Origin of the sequence: Vibrio sp. 10N.222.54.E6, assembly GCF_041473955.1 — a bacterium.
Taxonomy (GTDB): domain Bacteria; phylum Pseudomonadota; class Gammaproteobacteria; order Enterobacterales; family Vibrionaceae; genus Vibrio; species Vibrio tasmaniensis_A.
On the sequence record NZ_JBFRTD010000052.1, the window covers coordinates 55,318 to 82,107 of the forward strand.

At 43.3% G+C, this 26,790-nt stretch carries 23 protein-coding genes; 16 read left to right on the top strand and 7 right to left on the bottom strand.

Going from position 1 to position 26,790, the window contains the following annotated elements; genetic code table 11:
- Positions 1-110: 110 nt before the first annotated feature.
- The 4 genes from AB4513_RS23650 (at position 111) to AB4513_RS23665 (ending at position 3,651) form a co-directional block, all read left to right on the top strand.
- Positions 111-1,208 carry a ketoacyl-ACP synthase III gene (locus tag AB4513_RS23650; protein ID WP_102258003.1) on the top strand — a complete coding sequence of 366 codons (1,098 nt, stop codon included), beginning with the start codon at positions 111-113 and terminating at the stop codon, positions 1,206-1,208.
- 120 nt (positions 1,209-1,328) lie between these two features.
- Positions 1,329-2,561, top strand: a complete 1,233-nt coding sequence (locus AB4513_RS23655) for a glycosyltransferase (protein WP_102258004.1) — start codon at positions 1,329-1,331, stop codon at positions 2,559-2,561.
- Between the two features lie 200 nt (positions 2,562-2,761).
- The gene (locus tag AB4513_RS23660; protein WP_102258005.1) at positions 2,762-3,220 is read left to right on the top strand and encodes a YeeE/YedE family protein; all 459 of its coding nucleotides are present in this window, start codon (positions 2,762-2,764) and stop codon (positions 3,218-3,220) included.
- Complete coding sequence (locus tag AB4513_RS23665; RefSeq protein ID WP_009845336.1) at positions 3,220-3,651, top strand: YeeE/YedE family protein; 432 nt, start codon at positions 3,220-3,222, stop codon at positions 3,649-3,651. Before AB4513_RS23660 ends, AB4513_RS23665 begins: the two co-directional genes overlap by 1 nt.
- Before the next feature lie 147 nt (positions 3,652-3,798).
- On the opposite strand, the gene AB4513_RS23670 is transcribed toward AB4513_RS23665, so the two are convergent.
- Positions 3,799-4,674, bottom strand: a complete 876-nt coding sequence (locus AB4513_RS23670) for an endonuclease/exonuclease/phosphatase family protein (RefSeq protein ID WP_102258006.1) — start codon at positions 4,672-4,674, stop codon at positions 3,799-3,801.
- Positions 4,675-4,975: 301 nt separating this feature from the next.
- Between AB4513_RS23670 and nrdD the strand changes: the two genes are divergently transcribed.
- Both nrdD and nrdG read left to right on the top strand, forming a co-directional pair.
- A complete protein-coding gene (nrdD, locus tag AB4513_RS23675; protein ID WP_009845338.1) occupies positions 4,976-7,096 on the top strand; it encodes an anaerobic ribonucleoside-triphosphate reductase in 2,121 nt (706 codons plus the stop codon).
- Between the two features lie 155 nt (positions 7,097-7,251).
- Positions 7,252-7,722, top strand: coding sequence for an anaerobic ribonucleoside-triphosphate reductase-activating protein (gene nrdG / locus AB4513_RS23680; protein ID WP_009845339.1), 471 nt, complete (start codon positions 7,252-7,254; stop codon positions 7,720-7,722).
- Between the two features lie 114 nt (positions 7,723-7,836).
- On the opposite strand, the gene AB4513_RS23685 is transcribed toward nrdG, so the two are convergent.
- Complete coding sequence (locus AB4513_RS23685) at positions 7,837-9,264, bottom strand: MATE family efflux transporter (RefSeq protein ID WP_032555048.1); 1,428 nt, start codon at positions 9,262-9,264, stop codon at positions 7,837-7,839.
- A gap of 90 nt (positions 9,265-9,354) precedes the next feature.
- On the opposite strand from AB4513_RS23685, the gene AB4513_RS23690 reads away from it, so the two are divergent.
- The 4 genes from AB4513_RS23690 (at position 9,355) to AB4513_RS23705 (ending at position 14,228) form a co-directional block, all read left to right on the top strand.
- Positions 9,355-10,194 (top strand): AraC family transcriptional regulator, encoded by an 840-nt coding sequence (locus AB4513_RS23690; protein WP_102258007.1) that lies wholly within the window; start codon positions 9,355-9,357, stop codon positions 10,192-10,194.
- 251 nt (positions 10,195-10,445) lie between these two features.
- On the top strand, positions 10,446-11,630 hold the full coding sequence (locus AB4513_RS23695) for an amino acid aminotransferase (RefSeq protein ID WP_102258008.1): 1,185 nt from the start codon (positions 10,446-10,448) through the stop codon (positions 11,628-11,630).
- A gap of 11 nt (positions 11,631-11,641) precedes the next feature.
- Entirely contained in the window at positions 11,642-12,328 is a 687-nt protein-coding gene (locus tag AB4513_RS23700; RefSeq protein WP_102258009.1) for a RimK/LysX family protein, read from the top strand.
- Positions 12,329-12,620: 292 nt separating this feature from the next.
- Positions 12,621-14,228 (top strand): ABC-F family ATPase, encoded by a 1,608-nt coding sequence (locus tag AB4513_RS23705; RefSeq protein WP_080518033.1) that lies wholly within the window; start codon positions 12,621-12,623, stop codon positions 14,226-14,228.
- A gap of 251 nt (positions 14,229-14,479) precedes the next feature.
- On the opposite strand, the gene AB4513_RS23710 is transcribed toward AB4513_RS23705, so the two are convergent.
- The 3 genes from AB4513_RS23710 to AB4513_RS23720 all read right to left on the bottom strand — a co-directional run bounded on the left by AB4513_RS23710 (position 14,480) and on the right by AB4513_RS23720 (position 17,701).
- Entirely contained in the window at positions 14,480-16,366 is a 1,887-nt protein-coding gene (locus AB4513_RS23710; RefSeq protein ID WP_017101870.1) for a methyl-accepting chemotaxis protein, read from the bottom strand.
- Positions 16,367-16,656: 290 nt separating this feature from the next.
- Positions 16,657-17,181 carry a hypothetical protein gene (locus AB4513_RS23715; RefSeq protein ID WP_009845348.1) on the bottom strand — a complete coding sequence of 175 codons (525 nt, stop codon included), beginning with the start codon at positions 17,179-17,181 and terminating at the stop codon, positions 16,657-16,659.
- 112 nt (positions 17,182-17,293) lie between these two features.
- Positions 17,294-17,701, bottom strand: a complete 408-nt coding sequence (locus tag AB4513_RS23720; RefSeq protein ID WP_102249595.1) for a YgiW/YdeI family stress tolerance OB fold protein — start codon at positions 17,699-17,701, stop codon at positions 17,294-17,296.
- Positions 17,702-17,963: 262 nt separating this feature from the next.
- Between AB4513_RS23720 and AB4513_RS23725 the strand changes: the two genes are divergently transcribed.
- The 4 genes from AB4513_RS23725 to modC are packed head-to-tail and all read left to right on the top strand — an operon-like array spanning position 17,964 to position 22,057.
- Positions 17,964-19,430 carry a cobyric acid synthase gene (locus AB4513_RS23725; protein WP_012600620.1) on the top strand — a complete coding sequence of 489 codons (1,467 nt, stop codon included), beginning with the start codon at positions 17,964-17,966 and terminating at the stop codon, positions 19,428-19,430.
- 57 nt (positions 19,431-19,487) lie between these two features.
- Positions 19,488-20,246 carry a molybdate ABC transporter substrate-binding protein gene (gene modA, locus AB4513_RS23730; protein WP_012600621.1) on the top strand — a complete coding sequence of 253 codons (759 nt, stop codon included), beginning with the start codon at positions 19,488-19,490 and terminating at the stop codon, positions 20,244-20,246.
- Positions 20,247-20,945: a molybdate ABC transporter permease subunit gene (modB, locus tag AB4513_RS23735; protein ID WP_012600622.1), complete on the top strand. Its 699-nt coding sequence runs from the start codon at positions 20,247-20,249 to the stop codon at positions 20,943-20,945.
- A gap of 5 nt (positions 20,946-20,950) precedes the next feature.
- Complete coding sequence (gene modC / locus AB4513_RS23740; RefSeq protein WP_041473213.1) at positions 20,951-22,057, top strand: molybdenum ABC transporter ATP-binding protein ModC; 1,107 nt, start codon at positions 20,951-20,953, stop codon at positions 22,055-22,057.
- A 433-nt stretch (positions 22,058-22,490) separates the two neighbouring features.
- Here modC and AB4513_RS23745 read toward each other — a convergent pair whose 3' ends face one another.
- Entirely contained in the window at positions 22,491-22,928 is a 438-nt protein-coding gene (locus AB4513_RS23745) for a DUF3069 domain-containing protein (protein ID WP_017098271.1), read from the bottom strand.
- Positions 22,929-23,059: 131 nt separating this feature from the next.
- Here AB4513_RS23745 and AB4513_RS23750 point away from each other — a divergent pair, with 131 nt between their 5' ends.
- Positions 23,060-24,031, top strand: a complete 972-nt coding sequence (locus tag AB4513_RS23750; protein ID WP_170962720.1) for a diguanylate cyclase — start codon at positions 23,060-23,062, stop codon at positions 24,029-24,031.
- A 101-nt stretch (positions 24,032-24,132) separates the two neighbouring features.
- Complete coding sequence (locus AB4513_RS23755; protein WP_372071326.1) at positions 24,133-25,119, top strand: Solitary outer membrane autotransporter beta-barrel domain; 987 nt, start codon at positions 24,133-24,135, stop codon at positions 25,117-25,119.
- Positions 25,120-25,198: 79 nt separating this feature from the next.
- Here the strand turns inward: AB4513_RS23755 and AB4513_RS23760 are convergent, their stop codons facing one another.
- A complete protein-coding gene (locus AB4513_RS23760; RefSeq protein ID WP_012600626.1) occupies positions 25,199-26,440 on the bottom strand; it encodes a GGDEF domain-containing protein in 1,242 nt (413 codons plus the stop codon).
- Between the last annotated feature and the right edge of the window lie 350 nt (positions 26,441-26,790).

The window sequence follows — 26,790 nt, forward strand, 5'->3', positions numbered from 1 at the left end:
TTATTGTAACTCCGTGTCTAACGCGATTTACGAATCACGCACGGAGCGCTTATACTGTTTAAAACTAGAATACGATACTTAAATAAAAACAAACAATAAATAGGTAAATGATGACAAAATTTTACGCCGAGATTACGGGCTGGGGAAAGTGTCTGCCACCAGCCGTGTTGTCCAATGATGATCTAAGCACTTTCATTGATACGTCTGACGAGTGGATTAGAACTCGAACTGGTATCGAAAACCGTCGTATCAGTCATGTAAATACCTCTGAGTTAGCGACTGTTGCTGCTCAACACGCAATGGCGTGTGCTGGTCTTACTGCCGAAGATATCGACCTCGTGATCATCGCGACGTGCAGCCCAGACTCCCTTATTCCAAATACTGCGTCTAAAGTTCAACAGAACCTAGGCATCAAGAGCGCAGCGGCTTTCGACCTTAACGCAGCGTGTACAGGGTTCATCTACGGCGTTGAAACGGCGACTCGACTGATTCAAGCAGGCAACTACCGTAATGCTATCGTAGTGGGTGCAGAACGCTTGTCATTCTTCATCGACTGGACCAAGCGTGATACTGCGGTTCTATTTGGTGACGGCGCAGGTGCTGTGGTTCTATCTCGCACTGAAGAGCAGGTTGGCTTACAAGAAGCGCAAATCGGTTGTGACGCAGAAGGCCGTGACATTCTAGCGGTACCCAAATTCGGTACTTCTATGGACCGCTTTGCTGCAGATAACGGTTACTGGGACTTTGATTTCGTAGGTAAAGAAATCTTCAAGCGTGCAGTGAAAGGCATGGGCGCTGCTGCACACACAGTATTAAGCCGTACTGGCATCTCAACCGACAATATCGATGTTGTGATTCCGCACCAAGCTAACATCCGAATCATCCAAACTTTGTGTGATATGGCGGGTATTGAGCGCGAGAAAGCGTTTGTTAACATCCAAAACTACGGCAACACGTCGGCAGCTACTGTGCCAATTGCACTGTGTGAATCATTAGAGCAAGGCTTCGTTAAACCTAACTCTAACATCTTGCTTGCGGCATTTGGTGCAGGTTTAACTTGGGGTGCTGGCCATATTAAGTGGGGCAGTCGTGTTGAACCGTTAGGTCAATCGGATGCGAAGCTTCCAGAAGCGGATAAATCTGCTTTGGAGCTTCTAGAAAGAGCCATTTTACACTGTAAAACGCGTCCTAACTCAGAAAGTGAGTAGCGGAGTATGGTACGAGTTCGCCTTTTAAGTCGGATTCGCCCCATGATATAAATCGACCACCATAGTGCTCGTTTAATTAGGGACTGATCTCGTCCCTTTTGTTATTTCTTAGGAAGTGTTTTGAAGAAAGTTTTAGCAATTGGCTACGTTTGGCCAGAACCGAATTCATCGGCGGCTGGCAGCCATATGATGTCTCTTTTACGCCTGTTCAAGAGACAAGGTTGGTCCGTTGAATTTGCAACGCCAGCTCAAGAAACCGAGCACATGATCGATCTCTCTGAAGAGGGCATCACGAGCCAATCTATACAGTTAAATTGCGATAGCTTTGACCTGTACATCGAAGAGCTGCAACCCGATGTCGTGATGTTTGACCGTTTCATGATGGAAGAGCAGTTTGGTTGGCGTGTCGAGAAAGTATGTCCGAATGCCTTTAAATTACTGGATACCGAAGACTTACAGTTCCTACGTAACGCGCGCCATGAAGCGGTTAAGAAAGAGGCTGAACTGACCAAAGCGCATTTGTACAGTGACTTAGCGAAACGTGAAATTGCCGCAATCTTACGCTGTGATCTTTCGTTGATCATTTCAAGCTACGAGATGGATCTGCTTCAATCTGAGTTCAATATCGATCCAAAACTGCTTCATCATTTGCCGTTCATGGTTGATCTTAATACACTTCCTGAAAGCACGAAAAGCTTTGAAGAACGTAAGCATTTCATGACGATAGGTAACTTTAGACACGCACCGAACTGGGATGCTGTGCTTCAGTTACAGAAGATTTGGCCGAAGATTCGCAAGCAGTTACCTGAATCCGAACTTCATATTTATGGATCTTATCCGCCGCCGAAAGCAACGGCTTTGCACAACCCTAAAACCGGTTTCCATATCAAAGGTTGGGCGAAAGACGCTCAAGAAGTGATGGAGCAAGCTCGTGTGTGTGTTGCACCACTCCGATTTGGCGCGGGCATTAAAGGCAAGTTGCTTGATGCGATGAAGTTACAAACTCCGAACGTGACGAGTGAAATCGGCAGCGAAGGCATGTTACCACAAGGAGAATTGCAATGGCCGGGCGCAGTGGCTGATGATATCGACGAGTTTGTTGAACAAGCTGTCGGTTTATACAAAGATGAAGAGAAGTGGCTTAAAGCACAAAGCCAATGTCATTCAATCCTTGAAGCGCACTACGAGCAGAATCAACTCGGCGACACATTGATTGAGCGATTAACGGCGTTAGAGTCCGATCTTGAATCTCATCGACTGGATAACTTCTTTGGTTCGATGCTTAAGCACCACAGCATGGCGAGCACCAAGTATATGTCGCAGTGGATAGCTGAAAAGAACAAGACTAAGTAACTGACACAATAAACCGAATCAAATAATAAGCCCTTAGGTTAACGCCTAGGGGCTTTTTTCATGCAGGACGCTTATTAATTTCAGACTTACAAACCGAAACATTCTAGCAATACATTAGCATTGACTAATTTATATTTATTAGTAAACTCTAATTTAAATTGAGGATGATGAGTTAATCGACGTTATGAGAGAGGTCAGTGATGAGTTTAATACCTTGGGATGCATTGTTCGGTGGCATGTTGTTAGGCGCGTCGGCAATTATTCTTATGTTAGGAATAGGACGAGTAGCAGGTATTAGTGGCATTGTCAGCCGTTTATTACCAGTTGGGACTAGCAACAAAGAAAGCAAAGACACGGATACAGAAAAAACCGAAAAACATTGGCGACTTGCTTTTGTTGTCGGAATGGTCGTGAGCGGCTGGTTATTGATTCCAACAGGCTACCAACTTCCGCAATTAGAAGAGATCAACTTCGCAGTGGTTATCATAGCCGGATTATTGGTGGGCTTCGGTACCAAGATGGCGAATGGCTGTACTAGCGGCCATGGCATTGTGGGGATGGCTCGTTTGTCCAAGCGCTCAATCATCGCTACTTGTGTATTCATGGGTGTGGCAATCGTAACTGTGTTGGCTAAGAACTTGATCGGTTTGGGGGCGTAATGAAAAACTCTTCACTTACTATCGTTATCGGTTTGGTCGCAGGTATTCTTTTTGGCTCAGGTATGATCATTTCAGGCATGGTTGACCCGAACAAAGTACTTGGGTTTTTAGATATTGCTGGCGACTGGGACATTAGCTTGGCATTCGTCATGGGTGGCGCGTTATTGGTCTTCGCTCCGTTTTATCACTTGGTCATTAAAAAGCGCGCTCAAGCCGTCAATGGCGAACCTTTAGATAGCAGTAATAATCCACTAATAGATAGAAAGTTGATCTTAGGTTCAACTGCTTTTGGTTTAGGCTGGGGGATTGCAGGCTTTTGCCCGGGCCCTGCAGTAACCAGCCTTAGTGGAGGTAACCCAACGGTATGGCTGTTCGTCTTAAGCATGCTGGTGGGAATGTGGTTGGCGGGTCGTACGAACAAAACCTGTTAGTAGCAAGCTTATCGCTGATTACATTGGCTTTGACGTTATTCGTTCTGAGCTGACCAAGCATAGAGGTTGACTCGCTTTTAGCAAAAAAGCCAGTCAGCCTCTTTCTATATCTACCGTTAGCTATGATCTGCCGTTATCTAAAATCTACTATTTAATAGTCGTTGAAACTGGGCAATGGTCGCTAAGTTTGTAATCAAGCACATCTTGTGTTTCAAAGACCTTCTGTTTAGCAGGAGAGGCATCTAAGGATTTGCTCACTACAATATGATCAATCACAGAACGGAACTGGTGTGTGCGATGGTTATTGCGGTTAGAGCGTACCTTACAATCTGCTCGAGTTTTTCTTGTCGCCAACTGAGCATCGGCATTTTGAGTTAAGTCTTTCCACATCCAATCTCTTGAGTAAGAAAGGTTATGGTTGAAATCGCCTAATATTGCGTAATCCTGACCTTGGCGTTCTCTTTGCTGTATCCATTTATTAAGTTGTTGCGCTTGGTCTTTGAGCCTTGAACAGTCACGGTTAGATTTATACGCGCCGCTGCAACCCGCCTTTAAATGCACAGACAACATGTGAATTGGTTTTGTATCCGTTTTCACAACCATATAACTGGCAAATCTAAGCTTGCTGTTAGCGCCCGATTCGAGAGGAAAGTCAGCGTAGTCGGTGAGTATGATTCCTTTACGAACCGCGAAGCCTGTGTATTGGTTTACTTCTTTGAACTGATGGTTGCTGTTTTCTGGTAATGCTCGGTCAGACATCAATATCTTGTATTGATCACCTGCGATGCGCTGAATGGCATTGATGTCATCGACTTCTTGGAAAGCCACCACATCCGAATTTAAGGATTGGAAATACTGTTCGAGCTTATCGAAATCCGCTTGATCACGTTGGTCAGAAAACTTATTCACAGCCTCATTGGTTGATAACCATTCGATATTCCAACTGGATATGGTTAAAGGTTCGCCAAATGCTTGGCTACTGAGCAAGCAGCCTAACATTATCCAGTTTTGAAGTCGTTTCATCCCAAATATCCCTAATTTTGGTGTGCAATATAGTTGAGCCGTTATCCTACAACACTTACCGAAAATTCAACTCTTTTTAGCAGTTTTTTTATTGTTACATTGTTTCTTTTCGACTTGAGATCTCACGTAATAATATTGGATTTATCTTGTTCGGCGTGCCTATTTTATTGATCCAAATCAATACTCAATGTTGGTGGTTCTCGTTAAATACGCCACAATATCTAGTGTTAGTTAAACGATAAATCGCTCTATAGTGTGTTTGTGGATAAGTCTGTGAATACCTCAAGAGTAAGGAGAAGTGGTGAAATCAATCGTAATCAAGCGTGATGGCTCAAGAGCTCCATTCAGTAGAGATCGCATCCAAGCTGCAGTGGAAGCAGCATCAGACAAAACCGATAAGGAAATTGCTATTTATGCTCTGAATGTGGCATTAGCAGTTGAGTTGAAGCTCGAAGACTACGATGAAGTTCATATCTCTGAAATTCAAACCATGGTCGAGAACGAGCTAATGCAGGGACCATACAAGTCTCTTGCTCGTGCCTACATTGAATATCGTCATGACCGTGACATCGCACGTGAAAAGCAAAGCGCTTTAACTCGCGAGATCGAAGGTCTGATCGAAGAAAGCAATGTTGATCTGATCAATGAGAATGCCAACAAAGATGGCAAAGTTATCCCAACTCAGCGTGATTTGCTAGCGGGTATCGTGGCTAAGCATTATGCAAAAACTCACATTTTGCCGCGTGATATCGTACAAGCTCACGAGTGTGGTGACATTCACTATCACGATTTAGACTACGCACCGTTCTTCCCAATGTTTAACTGTATGCTTATCGATCTTAAAGGCATGTTAACGCATGGCTTCAAGATGGGTAACGCGGAAATCGACACACCTAAATCGATCTCTACGGCGACAGCGGTAACTGCACAGATCATCGCGCAAGTGGCAAGCCACATATACGGCGGTACAACGATTAACCGTATCGACGAGGTTCTAGAACCGTACGTAATGGCGAGTTACGAGAAACACCTATCACTAGCGAAAGAATGGGACATTCACAGCCCAGAAGCTTTTGCTATATCTCGTACAGAGAAAGAGTGTTACGACGCTTTCCAGTCTTTGGAATACGAAGTAAACACGCTACACACGGCTAACGGACAAACACCATTCGTCACGTTTGGTTTCGGTCTTGGTGAAAGCTGGGGTTCAAAACTTATCCAGCAATCTATCTTGAAAAACCGCATCGCAGGTTTGGGTAAGAACCGCAAAACAGCCGTGTTCCCTAAACTGGTCTTTGCAATCAAAGATGGTTTGAACCACCAGAAGCAAGATCCAAACTACGATATCAAGCAATTAGCGCTTGAGTGTGCATCTAAGCGTATGTACCCAGACATTCTTAACTACGACAAAGTGGTAGAAGTGACAGGGTCATTTAAAACGCCTATGGGCTGCCGTAGCTTCTTGAATACTTACGAAGAAAACGGTGAGTTGATTCATGAAGGCCGTAACAACTTAGGTGTTGTTAGCTTGAACTTGCCACGTATTGCTATTAACGCAAAACAAGATATGGCTAAGTTCTACGAACTGCTTGATGAAAAATTGAAGCTAGCTCGTCGCGCTCTAGAAACTCGTATTTCTCGTCTAGAAAACGTGAAAGCGCGTGTTGCGCCAATCCTATACATGGAAGGCGCTTGTGGCGTTCGTTTGAAAGCAGACGATTCTATTGCCGATATCTTCAAGAATGGCCGTGCATCTGTTTCTCTTGGTTACATTGGCATCCATGAAGCGATGACAGCACTTTACGGCACAGACGTTCACCTGTATGACGATGGCGAAATGCGTGCTAAAGCGCTTGAGCTGGTGGAGTACATGAAGCGTGAAGTGGAATCTTGGACAAAAGAGACAGGTTACGCGTTCAGCTTATACGGCACACCAAGTGAAAACCTATGCAGCCGTTTCTGCAGCATCGATACCAAAGAGTTTGGTGTAATTGATGGTGTAACTGACCGTGGCTACTACACAAACAGCTTCCACTTAGACGTACAGAAGAAAGTGAACCCATACGACAAGATCGATTTCGAGATGCCTTATCCAGAAATCTCTAGCGGTGGTTTCATCTGTTACGGCGAATTCCCGAACATGCAGAAGAACATCGAAGCGCTAGAAAACGTATGGGACTACAGCTACACACGTGTTCCTTACTACGGCACCAACACGCCAATTGATGAGTGCTACGAATGTGGCTACAATGGTGAGTTCGACTGTACAAGTAAAGGCTTTACGTGTCCTAAGTGTGGTAACCATGACTCAACCAAAGTGTCGGTAACGCGCCGCGTTTGTGGTTACCTTGGTAGCCCAGATGCACGACCATTTAACTTCGGTAAGCAAGAAGAAGTTAAACGCCGCGTGAAGCACCTTTAGTAAGCTCTAAGATCATTAGCTATCTTACTAAGAAGAGCTACGTTTCAAGAAACAAGATTGGTATCGGCGCTATGTCGATACCAATTCTTTTATTTAAGATCTTACAGCATTTCGCTTCAAACTATTAAGCAATAACGAGTTTTCAATACTGCCTTATGAACTACCATCAATATCACCCAATCGACGTTGTAAACGGCCCAGGAACACGCTGCACTTTGTTTGTGTCGGGCTGTGTGCACCAGTGTCGCGGGTGTTATAACCAATCGACGCAAAGTTTGGACTCAGGGCACTTGTTCACTCAAGAACTGCAAGACCACATTATCGCTGATCTGAACGATCCGCGAATCAAGCGTCGTGGCTTGTCGCTTTCTGGTGGTGATCCTCTGCATCCTGCAAACGTATCTGAAGTGCTTCAGCTTGTTCAGCGTGTAAAAGCAGAGTGTGAAGGTAAAGACATCTGGGTGTGGACGGGTTACGAGCTCGACGAACTCGATGAAAATCAGAAGCAAGTGCTTGAATACGTCGATACTTTGATTGATGGTCGCTTTGAACAAGATAAAGCGGATCCAATGTTGGATTGGCGTGGTAGTTCAAACCAAATCATTCATCGATTTACTGACATATAACAGTTGTCGTGGCTTAGCACACTCGTAAAACGAAAAAGGGCGTCATGGTTAGCGCAATGCAACCAATCGGCCCTTGGGTGTGAGTTCTTTTCGTTTATTCGCTTAAACTACCATTCAAGCAACGACCTGATCTGGCTCTTCTATTAAGTTGTTGATCCATTTCTTAGAGTGAATCCGCTGGCTAGTTAAAGCTATCTTCGCTAGCTCTTCCAGCAGCACAATCATCAAAACCCATTCTAGCGGCCACCCCAACACCAGAGCAGTAAAGTAGGCGAGGGGAATACCAATGGCCCACTGGCCGAATATGTCGATGAAGATGCTGTAGTTGATGTCTCCACCACTTTTTAGCACTCCGCCTATACCAACCATATTGAAGACTCTTAGTACCATACCGAGTGCCATTACTAAGGTAACGTTAACGGCCGTATCTTTGAGCTCTAAGTGAGTAAGACCGATCATGTATACGATCGCGGGTTTGGCGATAAAGCACATTAACGCTAGTAAAGCAGCAAGCCCACAACTCACTAACACATAGCCCCAAGCTGTATTCTCGACACGTTGATAGTTCTTCGCACCGATCTCGTTACCTAGAATGATGGAAGCCGCAACCGCAAAACCCAAAAAAGCAGAGATCAAAATGCTTTCGACAGGCGATAGCAAGGAAATGATCGCAAGTTCTCCAACCCCCATTTGGCCAACAATAACGTTGTAAATAAGAATCCCGCCCGCCCACGCAGTGTCGTGAACCAACATAGGTATAGCCACCGTAAAGTACTTCTTTCTATGCTTCGGTAATAACGCATCTCGCCAATTGCTTAACGTCGGGAATAGGTGCGGGTAATGTTTTCTTGCCATAACAAGCAATGCAATGGTTTGAAAGAATCGAGATACTGTGGTGCCAATAGCCGCACCAACCACACCCAGTTCTGGAAACCCAAACAAGCCGAAGATCAATAGGGCATTGAGAATTGCATTGACGATGATTGCCCAGATACTGATTTTGGTGGGGAGCTTGGCTTCGCCCACAGAGCGAAGTGCACTCTCTAGCGGCACAACTACAGCGGTACCAATAAGGCTGGCTCCTGTTATCCAAAGGTAATCCGTTGCCAAGCGGACGTAATCAGGGTCTGAGGCCACCACAGACACGACTGATTCAGGAGCCAATGTATAGATGAACACAAAGGGAATGATGGCAAAGATCGAAAGTGCCCATGATTGCGCTAGTGTACGTCGAATTCCGTTGAAATCACCGGCACCAAAATATTGCGAAGCTAGCACGCTCACAGCTCCGCTAATCCCCGATACCATGATCAAGTTGAAGAAGAAGATACGGTTGCCAACACCAACAGCGGCGGTTGCAGAATCACCAAGCTGGTTGACCATAAAAATATCGACCACGCCTAGTAATGAAAACAACATGGTTTGCAGTGAGACAGGTAAACCAATGTGTAATAGTTTTTGCCAAAACTCTTTGTCCAAATGACGATATGTCGAGAGCATCGCATTTCCCCGGTAGTGATTATGCGAGAAGTTTATCGGCATTTGTTTTCGCTGTATTCTTCAGACTCATCACAAACTTTTGCCAAACTATCCACTTTGATAAGTTGGCCAATAGAATGAGTTAGCAGTGATATGAGTGATAAACAAGAAAGGTATGAGATCTCTGAAAAGACGCACCAAGAGTTTGTCGATCAAAGCCATGTTTTGGCATTTGAAGAGCTCGGTATCGTTCAATGTGGCACGGCGTCGTGTCGAGACTTCTTTTCGGTGTATCGTAAGAACCAACAAAAACACATGTTGCTGTATACCGTGAGAGGTAAGGGATGGCTCGAAAGCGAAGGGTGTCGCTACATTCTAGAACCAGGCTCTTGCATTACTGTTCCTGCAGGCGTTGAGAACGGTTTTGGTATTGAAGAAGAAACATGGCAGATCGCATGGATCTTTCTATCGCCTAATAAACAATGGGAAAATGTCGTCAGTGATGAAGTGAGTTATACGCTGTCTCCGGCGGCAGAAGTCGTCTCGTCGTGCATTCATACGTTGTTGAGAAGTATTGCCTTACCCATCGATTTGGGTGGAGCGATTGCGATTCACAGTGTAGCCCAAATAGAGTTCATGATTAATGCGCCAGTGCCTCAGCAACAGTCGCGCAATTTGATCCGCTTAAGACGCGTTTTCGATAATGTACAAAAGCAGCTCCATAAAGAATGGAACGTTCATGAACTCGCGAGCTTATTCCCGTGCTCAGAGCCACACTTCCATCGTTTGTGTCAGCGCTATTACTCGCACAGCCCTATGACTCATATCATGCGTATGAGAATGGAATACGCTGCACGGCTACTTAGATCGAGTGATTGGTCGATTCAACACATTGGTGAGATAGTCGGATATCCAAATCCCGCTAACTTTAGCACTCGGTTTAAGGCGTGGTCAGGAATGACACCAAGACAATTCAAACAAAGTGCCCAATAGCGATCTTTATAGGCGCATGCAAACATAAGACACATAGAAGCATAAGATACATAGAAATACAGCGCTTTGAATTGTGCAATTGGTTATTAGGTGTTTGAAATTTGCACTATTTATCCGTTTGAAATGACCAATCTCTGATTACTTCTAATTACTAATGGTAACTAAGCGCTTCTATTAAAAAATGTTTCTGATTTGTCTACGATAATGTTAACGTGAAACTCATACTTGAATTTCAAAGGGTTGTGACTTTCATGTTTTCACATCTACCAAAACCAACTTTAGATCCAATTCTATCTCTGTCTGTCGCTTACCGCGGCGATACTCGCACTGATAAAGTCGACTTAGGCATTGGCGTTTACAAAAACGACCAAGGTGAAACACCGATCATGAAAGCCGTCTCTAAGGCTCAAGATATCGTTGTTGAAACACAGAAAACCAAAGCTTATGTTGGCCTAGCAGGCTGTGAAGAGTTTAACCAGAGCATGGTTGATCTGTTGCTTAAAGGGACTTCTGCAATAGGTCGCGTTGCTGCGATTCAAACACCAGGTGCAAGTGGTGCACTTCGCATGTTGGGTGACTTGATGAAAGTCTCTCAACCAGACACAACGGTTTGGATTTCAAACCCAAGCTACGTTAACCATAAACCGGTGATGGAAGCGGCGGGCTTAAAAGTTCGATACTACAATTACTTCAGTCCTGAAACGAAGCAAGTTGATACGGCTAAAATGTTGGCCGACCTTTCAAAAGCGGGTCCATCAGACGTGGTACTTCTTCACGGTTGCTGTCATAACCCAACGGGTGCTGACATTGATTTTGAAGCGTGGCAGGAAATTACTAAGTTATCGCAAAAGAATGGTTTCTTACCGTTTGTTGATATTGCCTACCAAGGCTTTGGTGATGGCCTAGAAGAAGACGCAAAAGGTCTTCAACATATGGCGAACAACGTAGAAGAGATGTTGATTACGACGTCATGTTCGAAAAACTTCGGTTTGTACCGTGAAAGAACGGGTGCCGCGATCGTTATCGGTAAGAACAGCGAACACGTAGGCAATGCTAAAGGTAAGCTACTGACGCTGGCTCGTTCAACTTACACAATGCCGCCAGATCATGGTGCCGCGTTGGTTAAAACAATTCTTCAGAATCAAGAACTAACGGCGATTTGGAAACAAGAGTTGAGTGAAATGCAGCAACGTTTGTTAAATCTGCGCCAAAGTTTATGTAATGAATTGCGAAATACTTACAACACGTCACAATTTGACTTCATCGAAAGCCATAAAGGCATGTTTAGTGTACTAGGCTTTAAAGAAACTCAAATGAATCAACTACGTGAAGAATATGGAGTCTATGGTGTTGGTGATGGACGCATCAATATCGCAGGCCTTTCTGAATCCCATATTCCTTATGTGGCTAAAGCGATAGCCAACGTTTCAAAATAGAAGGTGACTGAATGTATAATTGGAAAGCGATTGTAGTTTTAATGCTAAGTGGTGGCCTGTTTGCTTGTTCGACAACTACTGAAGTTCCTGTCGAGCCAGAGCAAAAGCCTCAAGTAGAACAACCTGTTGTCGATGACTCTTCTAAGACTGACGCAACGGAAGGCGAAAAAGTAACGGAACCTACAGAGAAGCCTGAAGAAGTAAAACCAACGGAACCAGAAGCGAAACCAAAGCCTGAACAAAAACCGACTGCAAAACCAACCAAGACAAGTGATGGCAAACTGATTCTTGGCGAAGAGGAGTGGGTGTTTGTTCCTGGTCTTAAAGAAGCGTTTAAAGCACGAGTTGATACAGGTGCAACAACATCATCAATCAGTGCCGTTGATATTGTTGACTTCGAACGTGACGGTAAAGATTGGGTTAAGTTCAAAATTGAACATGACGGCATCACAACTGAAGAGATCAGCTTGCCGGTAGAGCGTTGGGTTAAGATCAAGCAGTCGAGCGCGGAAGGTACACAACGACGTGCTGTTGTTGTCGCTTCAATTCAAATCGGCGATCTAAAAGATAAGACTGAATTTACGCTAGCAGATCGAACGCATCTTTCTTTCCCAATTCTGTTGGGGAGAAGCTTCTTTAGAGATGTTGCCGTTGTCGATGTTGGTCAAAAATACGTTCAGAAAAAAGTAACTAAATAGCGTCAATCGGTATTTATTCGAATTAGAGTCTGATGCTTTTATTGATGAGAAATGAAATCCCTACTAATGGAATTAGTGGGGATTTTTTCTTTTTATGATGTAATAAACGACGAAATACACTTTATTGTGCGTTGTTCTTCATTCGTTCACTGTTTAACCTCGACAATGTGATCCTGATCTCTATATAATCCGCGCTTCGTTTTATGTTTAATCCATACTTTCGTACTTCTTATTTTGGCTAATTGAAATAGCCAAATAATTATCTGTCAGTACACGCTTAGGAATTAGTTCTTTGATATCTACCGCGAACATCACAATGCAATTTGGCGCAGAGCCGCTGTTTGAAAACATCTCTGCTAAATTTGGTAACGGAAACCGTTATGGTTTGATCGGCGCCAATGGTTGCGGAAAATCAACGTTCATGAAAATCCTAAGTGGCGCATTGACGCCAAGCTCGGGCAACGTTTCGATCACTCCTGGAGAAAAACTGGGTGTGCTAAGCCAAGATCAGTTCGCTTTTGAACAGTACAGCGTTATCGATGTAGTAATCATGGGTGACAAAAAACTGTGGGAAGTAAAACAAGAACGTGACCGTATTTACTCTTTGCCAGAAATGAGCGAAGACGATGGTATGAAAGTCGCTGAGCTTGAAAGTGAATTCGCGGAAATGGATGGCTACACAGCAGAAAGCCGTGCTGGTGATATCCTAATTCAAGCGGGTATCGAAGAAGAGTTTCATTTCGGCCTAATGCAACAAGTTGCTCCGGGTTGGAAATTGCGCGTGCTATTGGCACAGGCACTGTTTGCAAACCCAGATATCCTGCTTCTTGATGAACCAACCAACAACTTGGACATTCACACGATTAACTGGCTTGCTGAAGAGCTAAACCAGCGTAAATGTACAATGATCATCATTTCGCACGATAGACACTTCCTTAACTCTGTATGTACACATATGGCAGATATCGACTACGGCGAGCTACGTGTTTACCCGGGTAACTACGAGTACTTCTTAGAAGCGTCGGGTTTGATTCGAGATCAACTTCTAGCGAGCAATGCTAAGAAAGCGGCTGAGATCAGCGAGCTTCAAGATTTCGTAAACCGTTTTGGTGCTAACGCATCTAAAGCAAAGCAAGCAAGTTCACGTGCTAAGAAAATGGACAAAATCACGCTTGATGAAGTGAAATCATCGAGCCGTATGAGCCCATCTATTGATTTTGGTGAAGGTAAGAAACTGCACCGTCAAGCACTTGAACTTAAAGAGCTTGGTCACGGCTTCGATGGCGAAACACTGTTTGCTGGTGGTAACTTGCTACTTGAAGCGGGTACTCGTCTTGCCGTTATCGGTGAGAACGGTGTGGGTAAAACAACACTATTGAAATGCCTAGTTCAAGAGCTAGAACAAAACGAAGGTATCGTTAAATGGTCTGAAAACGCATCAGTAGGCTACTGCCCACAAGATAGCACGTCTGACTTTGATAACGATCTGAGTATCTTCGATTGGATCTCACAATGGCGTACAGTGAAGCACGATGACCTTATGGTACGTGGTATTCTAGGTCGTCTATTGTTTACTGCTGATGATGCGAACAAGAAAGCGCGTAACTGTTCTGGTGGAGAGAAGAACCGTCTGTTATTCGGCAAGCTAATGATGCAAGACATCAACGTGCTTGTGATGGACGAACCAACGAACCACATGGACATGGAAGCAATCCAAGCCCTGAACGACGCATTGAAGGTTTACACGGGGACGCTTATCTTTGTAAGCCATGACCGTGAGTTCGTTTCTTCGCTAGCAACACACATCATTGATGTAAAAGACCAACAATTAGTGAGCTTCCAAGGTACTTATGAAGAGTACTTGGATCATCAGAAAAAGATGCTGATGGTTAGCTTATAACAGTCTTAGTTGGTCTATAACCGTATTGGTTGACCTATAGTTGCATTAGTAATTAGGTAAACGGCTAACAGCTAACTGTTTATTTGCTGACTATAATAAGAAAGTAATAAGAATAAAAAAGCCCCCGAACACAATAGTGGTCGGGGGCTTTTTGTCGTTCTGATGTTGGTTCTAATTTTAAACGCGGTTAAAAAAATTGTTTAACCGCGCCCAAGAACGAGAACGAGAACGAGAACGAATTATCCGTACGTCTAGTATTTAAACAATTGAACTTGAGTATTCAACTGTTGAGCAATACCGCGCAACTCTTCAGACAAGTGACGAGAGTTATCAGCCTCAGTAGACATGTTTTCTGATACATCATTAACCAACTGAATATTCTTACTGACTTCACCGGTAACCGATCTTTGCTCAGAAGCAGCATTCGAGATATGTGAAGCCATCTCCGAGATCTGTTGAATCGATGTCGCGATCTCTTCCAGTGCAATAGTCGCATTGTTTGCATCATCGACACTTGATTGCGCCAAATCTTGGCTACGTTGCATTGATTCAACCGCACTGACGCTGTTTTTCTGAAGAGTCTCGATCATTTCGCGTATCTCGTCTGTAGAACTGTGAGTACGTTGAGAAAGAACACGAACTTCATCTGCCACAACCGCAAAACCGCGACCTTGTTCACCCGCACGTGCTGCTTCAATCGCTGCGTTTAAGGCCAATAGGTTAGTTTGTTCTGCAATATCAGAAATGGTTGATAGAATAGTGTTGATGTCTAACGCATTCTTCTCAACTTCTTGAATGATTCCTGAAGCGTTCTCAACTTGTTGAGCAAGACTAGTGATGGAATCTTGGTTACGAATGATGACTTGCTTACCTTGTTCACAATTCTCTGTTGAACTGATCGCTGAATCAGCCGTCATTTGCGCGTTGTTTGCTACTTCTTCTGCTGTTGCCGACATTTCATGTACGGCTGTAGCAATCTGAGAAATTTCGTGAAGTTGGACTGATAGACCTTCACTTGTTTGACGAGCGACATTGGTACTAATTTCAGATTGCTGATTAAGCTGGTTCGAAGAGCCCGCAATATCACGCACTATCTCTTGAAGTTTTGCTATGAACGCGTTGACGTGATGCGCTAGGGTGCCAATCTCGTCTTTACTATGAACAGTCATACGCTGTGTTAAGTCGCCGTCACCTTTGGACAATGCTTCCATTGCCGAGCTTAGTGTCGTTAATGGCGACAGTGCTTTCTTGATGATAAACATCGCAACAAATGCGATTACAGCAAGTTGTATTAGACCAAATATTACCGACTGACGAACTAATGAATAGTAAGAAGCAAAAGAGTGATCTTTATCTATAACAACAGTGAAGTACCAGTCTGTATGAGGAACTTTCTGAGCAGAAAGAAGGGAGTCGGTACCTTTAATGGTTAACTCTTCAAATTCTGGATTTTGCGCAAGTGATTTGATTTTCTGAGCAGAAAGGTTGTTTGAAATATTAGAAACAGGCTTTAGCGTTAGGCCACGGTCTCTATGGGCAACAATATTACCTTTACCATCGACAAGAAAAGCGTAAACACCAGGTTGCTCAATACTTACAATATCATTGATGAGGGTGTTTAAGTTCAGGTCTGCACCAATAACGCCAGAGAACCCGTTGGTATTGAATGGGCTTGCAATTGTTACCACTAGGTCATTCGTAGCCACATCAACATAGGGTTCAGTGACGACTGTTTGACCTGCCGCCATAGGCGCTTTGTACCAATCTCGAGTACGTGGGTCGTAATCTTGCGGTACTGGCAAATCACCACCTAGAAGAAAGCGACCGTCAGAAAGCCCTGCGTAGGCAATTTGGAACTTACCAGCACTCGTACTTTGAGTTAAATAGCTGGTTGGGTCATCGGTAAAAGTAAATGAATTTTTCGCTGCATTTACAACGTTAATTCGGCCTTCAATCCATTTTTCTATACCCGATACCGTTGTATCAGTTAGTGTATTTGAATATTGCTGAATGGAACGATAGGTTTCGTTAAGAAGTTGCTTACCTGTTACATAAGTCTGAATCATAGTCATTGCGAAAATAATGACAACAAACATCAATGTTAATTTGTTCTTGATTGAAATATTGCTAACACCCATTTACGGTACTTCACTCTATTAGAAATTTGGAAGAGAGTAGCAGTACGCCGTATTACCGTAAAGATATTTTATTACTGATTTTTATCAATAAATGAATAGCATAAAAATGAGTTATAAACGGAAGTGACGAGAAAGGGTGATTTTCGAGGATTTTAAGCTAAATGTTTAGTTTTTAGTTGCAAAATCAGCCATTAAGGCCAATAGGTCACGAGACTATTAGCCTTTAAGTTACCGTTTAAACAATCGAATTTAACATTTGATCACTGATGGATCATAAGTGTTGAATAGACTTAAAAGCCAAATCGAGCTGACATTAAGAACTGGTGTCCGTAAGTACCGTTATTTCGAAGGTCTATACCTACTGAAAGCTGTTCTGTTGAGTGGAAGCGAGCCCCTACACCGACAATTGAACTCGTGTCGTCGCTGTCGACGAGTTGACCAAGGCGGGCGTTAACTTCAATGTTTGCCAGCAACCAAGCTCTTAAACCAATATTGATTTCAGTTTTAATGTGGTTACCATCATTACGTTCGATGTTGTGCAGTAACATCTGTCCAGTAATATCAGCCAACTGATTAATTGGGCCGTTGAACCCCATACCTACAGCCGCATCCCAATCCCCTTCAAATTCAGAATCGATTCGAGCAACAAAGTGTGAGTTTTGAGTGAACATTGTTGTGACTTCGCCACCAAATGTACTAGGGCTAATACCTGTGCGTAGCTCAAATGTATTGTAGTTAAAGTTGTTTGCATACGCAGAGAATGAACACAGTGTAACCAACCCCAAAAGGACCGTCTTGTTTGCGCTACCTAGCATGGTGACTCCATATTAATTATATTTTTCGGCATTATAATGCAAAAAAGCCTGCAATATGCAGGCCATTTGTTATAAATCATGTCTTTGAAGTCGACGGTACGGAGTTCGTATCTTACAAAACTTGAATATGATCTACTTCGATCTCTGGCGTTTTACCACCTTCGTATTCGCCAAATATACGAACTTTTGTATCTGCGGTGAGCGGTTGCGCTAGAAGGATATCGTCATCCAGTTCGATCTGAATTTCACTCTGACCATCAGAGAATACGAACGTATCGTTTTTTAGTTGACGAACAATCTTGCCATCTACGATTGCTTCTTGCTCTGCGAACATGCTGGTGTCTGCTAGTAGAGTCGCAACTGAAACGGTTTCAATCGGTCCCGTGTACGCAATAGCGCTCTGATGCTTGTGGTTACTGTCGCTATTGTTGTGATTACTGTCGCTGTGATGGTCGCTAGCCATTGCGAAAGTAGGAGCGAGGATAATAGTAGATGCGATAGCTAATACAGTTTTTTTCATGGTGAATCCCTTAATGTTGTTTTTATTAGAAACGTTTTTCTTAATTTGAAACGTTTCTTTTCGTGAGTGCGCTTATTTTGTTTGTAAGCTTCGTTTCGATGGAGCTATTAAACAACACTGGGGTTGAATCCAGAGTGAGTAACACATTCATTTTCCATTCATTTTATTGAGCATCTACACGACAATGACGTTAAGATGGAGGCAGAGAAATATTGCCCACAGCTATAAATTGAAAATTAAGAAATAAAGGATTTAAGTACAGATGCGATCACCGTTAAACGCCCTTATGGTTCAAGGGACAACGTCAGATGCCGGAAAAAGTGTTTTGGTGGCAGGTTTATGCCGTGTTTTGGCAAGGAAAGGCATCAAAGTGGCACCTTTTAAGCCTCAAAATATGGCGCTAAATAGCGCAGTGACAAAAGATGGTGGCGAAATTGGTCGTGCTCAAGCGGTTCAGGCACAAGCTTGTAATATTGAGCCTACCGTCCATATGAATCCTGTATTGCTAAAACCCAATTCAGATACGGGTGCGCAAGTGATTCTACAAGGAAGAGCACTGACGAATATGGAAGCGACCGGATATCACGACTACAAGAAAGTTGCGATGAATTCGGTTATCGATTCGTTTGATCGACTTTCTGAAGAATACCAAAGCGTGATGATTGAAGGTGCGGGCAGTCCCGCAGAGATAAATCTTCGAGAAAACGATATCGCGAACATGGGCTTTGCTGAAAAGGCAGACATCCCAGTGATCATCGTTGCTGATATTGATCGTGGCGGCGTTTTTGCACACCTCTACGGCACATTAGCTCTATTATCTGAATCTGAACAAGCGCGCGTAAGAGGCTTTGTGATAAACCGTTTTAGAGGCGATATTGCGTTACTTCAATCTGGTTTAGATTGGCTAGAAGAGAAAACAGGTAAGCCTGTGATAGGGGTTTTGCCTTATCTGCATGGTTTTAACTTAGAAGCGGAAGATGCCATTACCTCAGCCCAAGAGTCTGATGGAGAAGCTAAACTTAAGGTTGTAGTGCCAGTACTAACTCGAATCAGTAACCATACAGACTTTGACGCTCTGCGACTTAACCCGTCGATTGATTTACGTTACGTAGGCAAAGGCGAGCGCCTGAACAACGCTGATTTGATTGTATTGCCGGGAACAAAATCGGTAAGAGCCGATTTGGAATACCTAAAACAGCAAGGTTGGGATAAAGATATTCAGCGTCATCTTCGCTTGGGCGGGAAAGTGATGGGTATTTGTGGCGGTTATCAGATGCTAGGGAATATCATCCACGACCCAGATGGCGTTGAAGGGAAATCAGGAAGCAGTGAAGGGTTGGGGTATCTTGATACTGAAACGACACTAACACAGCAGAAAACTTTAACCAATGTGTGTGGAACCATGACACTTGATGGCAAAACTGCACAAGTAAAAGGGTATGAAATCCACGTAGGTAGGACTGATGTCAATGAAACGGTATTACCTGTTCAGTTAGAATCTGGCAGTGTTGATGGTGCTGTGAATCAAGATAACTCAATTTTTGGTACTTACCTGCATGGCGTATTCGATAACAGTGATGCATTGTCGCTTATTTGCGAATGGGCAGGTGCTAATGATGTGACAGCGATTGACCATGAACAGCTTAAAGAGTTGGGTATCAATCGAATCGCTGATGCCATCGAAGATCACTTGAACCTTGACCTGCTTTGGCCTGAATTACCAGCTTAGGCCGCAACGTAGAAGTTAGCTCAAGAATTTAAACGAACAATAGATTAAATGAGAATAATGAAAAAACGAGTCATCCTTTTAACTATCGTCTTAGCTTCGGCACTGAATTCTACTTATCTTTTGGCTGCTGAAAAACTACGAGTTTATGCTGCATCGTCTATGACGAATGCGGTTAACTTGTTGGTTGAAGAGTTTGAGAAAGATCATTCTGTCGATGTTATTCCAGTGTATGCGAGCACGTCGTCTTTGGTGCGCCAAATTGAACGAGGCGCGCCAGCAGACATTTTTATCTCGGCAAACGAAAAATGGATGACGCATTTAGTCGATCGTAAGTTGGCTTTTAGTGACAATGTCACAAACTTGTGCGAAAACGAACTCGTGCTAATTTCCCCGAAAGAGACGCCAATATCTTTGGACCTCTCAAACGCTGACCAATGGGCTAAACTTCTAATGAATGAAAGACTTGCAGTTGGCAACACCATGTCGGTTCCTGCGGGTATCTATGCGAAAGAAGCGCTAGAAACGTTAGGTGTATGGGACGATGTGAAGACTCGATTGGCACCAAGTAACAATGTACGTATGGCATTGGCTTTGGTAGAACGCAGTGAAGCTAAGCTTGGCATTGTCTACAAAACAGATGCGTTGCTTTCTAAAGAAGTGAAGCTAGTGTCGACGTTCCCAGCCGATCTACACACACCAATACGTTACCCTGTAGCGAGATTGAGCGATAAAGTCGTCGCAGAAGAGTTCTACACGTTCCTAAAGAGCGAAAAAGCGAAGAACACATTAAACAGTTTTGGATTTGAAGTGCGCTAAATGATGTATTTATCGGAATACGAATACCAAGCCTTAATGCTGAGCTTGAAAGTCGCTGGGTTTGCCATCTTGTGGCTTATTCCTATCGGCATCGGCTTAGCGTGGCTACTCGCTAGAAAACAATTTCTAGGCAAAAGCGTTGTAGAGAGCATTGTCCATTTGCCTTTGGTGCTTCCACCCGTGGTTATTGGTTATTTACTACTAGTGATGATGGGGAGACAAGGTGTTATTGGCTCTTGGCTTAATGACGTGTTTGGTATTGTATTCAGTTTTAGCTGGAAGGGCGCTGCTCTAGCGTGTGTGGTCGTAGCATTGCCTCTGATGGTACGTTCTATACGACTGAGCTTAGAAACCGTAGACAGTAAACTTGAAGAGGCTGCAGCCACGCTAGGTGCTTCACCTCTTCGTGTGTTTTTCACCATCACTTTACCTCTGATGATCCCAGGGATCATTACTGGCACCATGCTTTCATTTGCGAGAAGCTTGGGTGAGTTTGGTGCGACCATCAGCTTCGTTTCCAATATCCCTGGAGAAACTCAAACCATTCCTTTAGCCATGTATACCTTTATTGAAACCCCTGGAGCTGAAATGGAAGCGGCTCGTTTGTGTGTCATCTCAATAGTGATCGCACTGAGTTCACTGATACTTTCTGAATGGCTCAACAAAAAGTCAGCAAAACGTTTGGGGGGCAACGCATGAGTCGCATGAGCACTTTGGTCCTCCAATATCAGCAACAGCTTGGTGAAACGTTTTTTGATATTGACTTAGAATTGCCAAGTACTGGTATTACGGCAATTTTCGGTCGTTCTGGTGCAGGTAAAACTTCACTTATCAATGCCATTAGTGGTCTCAAACAACCAGATAGTGGCTTGATCAGCGTATCTGGAACCATTCTGTTTGATAGTGAAAATGGCATCAACTTACCAACGCACAAACGCAACGTCGGCTATGTATTCCAAGAATCACGATTGTTCCCACACATGAAGGTAGCGGCGAATTTAAAGTACGGCATGAAATGCGTCGATAACGCGCACTTTGAACAAATAGTCTCGCTGCTATCGTTGGACTCGCTGCTTGATCGCTATCCAGCCCGTCTGTCTGGCGGTGAGAAGCAACGTGTTGCGATTGGCCGCGCACTGTTGTCTAAGCCCAGCATTCTATTGATGGATGAGCCATTGGCGTCTCTGGACTTACCTCGTAAGCGTGAAGTAATGCCGTTTCTGGAAAACTTATCTGAAACCGTTCAAATACCGATTATCTATGTCACTCATAGCCTCAATGAAATATTACGCTTGGCAAATCACCTTGTGATCATTGAGCAAGGCAAAGTTATTTCATCGGGGATGACGGAAGAGGTATGGGCATCGAGAGCCATGCAACCGTGGCAATCTTTTTCAGAGCAAAGTTCGTTGTTTGAAGCGACATTAGCGGAACATAATGATGATTATGCGTTGTCACGTCTAACGTTAGGTAAATCAACGTCACTTTGGGTTCAAAAGGTGTCGAGCGAGCTTGGCACTACGGTAAGGCTGCAAGTGAGGGCAAATGATGTCTCTATCACGTTACAGCAGCCGCAAGGCACTTCGATACGTAATATCCTTCCTGTCACTATTAAAAGGGTAGAGACGCACCAGCAAGGCTCGAATAAGCAGAGTGTCGCTGTCGAGTTAGAACTTGAGGCCGGATGCTACCTATGGGCGACTATTACATTGTGGGCGCTGGATGAGCTGAATTTAGAAATTGGACAACGTGTCTACGCACAAATTAAAGGCGTGAGTGTCGCGCAAAGAGATATCGCGATAACGCACTAAGCTTATGCAGCAAGCTCATGCGATAAGATATTCAGATCTAGCGGTAATACATTAAGATCCCAAGACGTACCTGGTTTTTGGTTTCATTTTAGAACGGGTAAAACTCGATCTTGATTCTGTGACTCGATCTTGATTCCATAAATGACTACATGTGTCATTTTATAGGGTGTAACTGCCAGTTTTGCGTCATACTATATGAGTGTGTATGTATACTTTCGTGCGATGAGAAAAGTTAGAATTATAAGAGCCACAATGAGAACCCCTGCACTAACAAGAACCCAGACGTTACGTTCGAATAATAGAAGAAGCGAGCAGAAAAAGAACGTATAGAAAAAGCTGCAGGTACAAAAAAGCCGCATGTTTTAAATAACATACGGCTTAATCATTAAGTTTTCGTTAAGCATTTAACCTAAATTTAGGTGCTCTGAATGGCTTAGCGGATGAAAACTTCTTTGAAATCACGCTTCAAGATAGCATCACGGCGCGCTTTCTTGATTTGCTTAGCCATGTCTTTTACACAGTTATGTAAAATTTGGTCAAGCAGTTGAGCTCGGTACTCTTCTTTTTCTTCATCAGTCATGCCTTCTGGAAGTTTAAGAGTAGGGAACTCCTCCATCATGTTTACGCCAGCGAAAGCTTGGCTAACAGAGATTAGAGCGTGGAATTGCTCGAAGTTGTCTAAAACATTTTGTGCGCTTGCTGGAAGGCTGCTCCAAGTTTCACGCACTGCTTCTTCAGACACTTCGTGAATAGAAGTAACCATGTTGTGCATCTCTTTAGGCACTTCATCAAATTCGATAACTTGGCGAAGCTCTGGTGAGATAGTGGTTAAATCGATTTCTTGTACTTCGTTGTTTGTAGCGTCTGACATAGTATTTCTCTTTAAAAAGAAACAATGCTAAAAAGATCTGTAAAAAAGTCAATATAATATAGAGATTAGGGCATGATTTAAGCCCAAATTTGAGCTACTTTGAATATTCAACACTAGATAAAGGTGATGTGATGATAGAAAAGGGATCTTCGATGCGCATATTGCTAGTTGATGACGTTCAACTGGATAGGATGCAACTCGCTATTCGACTCAAGCAACTGGGTCATGTTGTAGAAGCTGTTGGTAGCGGAAAAGAAGCCCTGAATGTTTATTCTGATTTTGATCCTGAACTCGTGTTACTGGATATCAGCATGCCAGACATGGATGGTTTTGAGGTCGCAAACGAAGTTCGTCGGCAATTCCCAGAATGGGTTCCGATCATCTTTTTGAGCGGTCATGAAGAGCCTGAAATGATCGCAAAAGCGATTGATGCCGGCGGCGATGACTATTTGATCAAACCAGTAAACAAAGTTGTTTTGAACTCTAAGTTGATTGCGATGCAGCGTATTGCGCACATGAGACGAGAGTTAAAACAGAGTACCGCCAAACTCGAAGAACTGAATATTTTACTGCAACAACAAGCCAACGAAGACGGCCTAACCAAATTGTACAACCGACGATATATGGATACTAAGCTTGAAGAGAGCATTGCGTGGCACGGACGACGTAATATATCCATGACCGTCATACTACTCGATGTTGACTTCTTTAAGCCTTACAACGATAACTATGGCCATATTCAAGGGGATAAGTGCCTGCAAGGGCTTGCCAATACTTTGAAAGAGCTCTTTGTTCGAGCTGGAGAGTTTGTTGGACGTTACGGCGGTGAAGAGTTCGTCATCATTCTGAGTGATACCGACAGCTCCGCGGCTAATTTACAGGCCAATCGTGTAAAAGAAGCACTGCATCAAATGAACTACGTCCACGACTACTCAGCAGTGTCTGACAGAGTGACAGCGTCACAAGGTGTGTTGTCATTCATCCCTGAAGGTGGTGAAGCTATCGCTTCTATTTACGAAAAGGTTGACCAAGCACTGTATCAGGCCAAGCAAAGTGGAAGAAATACCTACATACAACGCGATATTATAGAGCTTGAGCAATAGTTGACGAGCTTCGGTAGTAACCTGAATTATACTTCTAGTAGCTTATAAGCTAGGAAGTGACCTAAGTGATAAAAGAAATGCAGCATTCCAAGTCATTCGTCATGACTAACTCAAACAAAGGTCTTGTATTAACTCTGTTTGTTTCCGTGTCTCCAACCGCTGTTAACGCAGCTTCACTCTCTGAACTGGTCAGGAAAGACATTGAACAAACCTTCGCAACGAGTGTTTTGCTCAATGATACGGATGTGTTTACCTTTGGCATAAATAATTTTGATCCCAACAAAGTCTTTAGTTTGGACAATGAAGATATTGGCTCTAATGACTCAGTAAGTCGCCGACAAAATATCGCGTCCCTCAGCCTTCCTTATACCTTTGAAGTGCCAAGTTATATTGAAGACAACCATCAAGAAGTAACACTTCGTTTATCTGCGTTGCGGATAGAGAAGGATGTTCAATATGCCAGTTCAACGATAAGCGACTTTCAAAAAGAGTCTGTTGTTTCTGGTTACGTTGAGTACGCGAACGTATCCCAGTTAAACGAATACTTGAGTTTTAGTTCTGCAATTGGTAACCATATTTCCTATTATCGAAACGATTTTGAATATCGTTCTTCGTTGCTTGCACCAATTCAAGGTCGCCTGGATGGTCTTTATCTGAACACGGATGCTTGGGCATACATAATAGAGCCTAAGATAAAGTTGATGTTTGAAGATAAGAATGACTGGGGAAAATATAAACTCAGTACCAGTTGGCATTACTTTAATGGTATAGGTTGGGGAGAAGCCAATAACGGTAACATTGGTCACCCAGAAGGTTGGTACATAGCAAATGAAGCTAAGATCTTCTATGACTTAGTTCGTTGGGACAAAAACATCACATCCATGTATTCGAGTATAAGAAGAATAGATATTGGTGGTGATACTGTCGCGTCTATGGGCACTACAGCTTACTACGAAGCTAGTGTAGGTTGGTTGCTTAACCCAAATCTGTTTAATGACTGGGTCGATAATGTAGGAATAGGGTTTACTATCAATTACGGAAGTAGTTTGAAAGGAGGGAGCTTAGTCATATTCTTTAACCAAGATTAGTCTAAGCACCAACGCTTTCGATGTTCACACCGTTAAATTACGATGTTCAGAGCTTTACATTCCAAGACTTTCAACGTCTTTAACTATCGACACACAGCTTGTTTCGGCCAGTTTCTTTTGCTTTGTACAGTGCGTTATCGGCAAGTTTCAAGACTTCTACGGGTTGTTTAGTGGTTCTACTATCAGACAGCCCAATGCTCACCGTTACGTTTACGACTTCAGTTGATTTGTTGCTCTGACCACGCTTTTTAATGCCGACTTCATGGTCGTCAGGGCGATCGTTGCTATTTCGAATCGTCATATCGTAGTTTTGTACTTCCGAAATGAGAACTTGAAGGTGCTCTTTAACCTGTTCCGAGTATTTGCCTTTAAAAATAATCGTAAACTCTTCACCACCATAGCGATAAGCTTTTGCACCACCGGTTGTTTCACTCAATATACGTGCTACTAACTTCAACACATCGTCGCCAATGTCATGCCCGTAGGTATCGTTAAATTTCTTGAAGTGGTCGATATCAACCATCGCCATTGAGTATTTTCGCCCTAAGTGCTTCATATCCACTTCTAAGGCGTGTCTGCCAGGAATGTTAGTTAAACGGTCATTAAAGGCCATATCGTGGCTAGCAGAGACGACATAGATAATGAATAACGTACCAGACAGCGAGAACATCGTACTAGAGATGTATTGCACATCAAAAAATATGAATGTACTAGTAGAAAGTAAAATTGCGCTGTATACGACAACATCAATCGCGCGGTTGTATACCAGAACTAAAATCGAAGTAAGGCCAAGTAAACAAAGGCTATACAGCACTAAAACGAAAGGTAGCCTCGAGAATCCGTTAACGATAAACAGGATACCTTCGCTCCATGACTCAAATCCACCTGACTGGAAATGAGAAACAATTAATTGTGCCCATACCGTAAACAGAACGAGAACCAAAGCATATAGGAACATGGATTTCGAGTTAACGCCGTTATCTGGGAAGGCATACACCAGTAAGCATGTTACAGGGACTAAAGCGGTTAACAGAGACAGTTCTAATAGAGTGGTGCCTGTGTTGAGTGGCGTTTGTAAACGAACTTGAATGATGAGGTATGCGACGAGCATGGTTAAGGACACCATGGCCATACGACCTTGCTTAAATGTGTGGCACAGCAAAACCGCAACGCTCAATAGAATGTATGGGAGGTTGCTAGCAAACCCTAAGTTTGAATCCGTCACTAGGATGACGTTGTTCATACCTGCAAGTAATATTGCTAATAGAAGTAAGGGAAAGCAAAATCGAAATATGCTCGACGTGACGAAAGAAGATGTCATTTATGTGGTGAGCCTAACTATAATGATGATCTTATATTTTAATTTTATACGTAGGATACGGGTAAACAAGCAATTGCCAAGCTTTTTCATTAAATTATAGCAAAAACATGATCATAGCTCGCTAATTGTACAACTAAATTTATATGTGTTTCAGTTGCTATTAACCTAAGAACGAGCTAAACAGTATATATGATAAATGAAACAGCCGTTATTGATACTTAACTAAATCAACATAGTTTGTGCTCAAGAGTTAGGTGGTTACCTAAGTAGCAATGAACAGATGTTATACGCCTAGCTGCAGAAGCGGTTAGTAACAACCGCGATGAGTTACAACAATGATTAGCTACAAC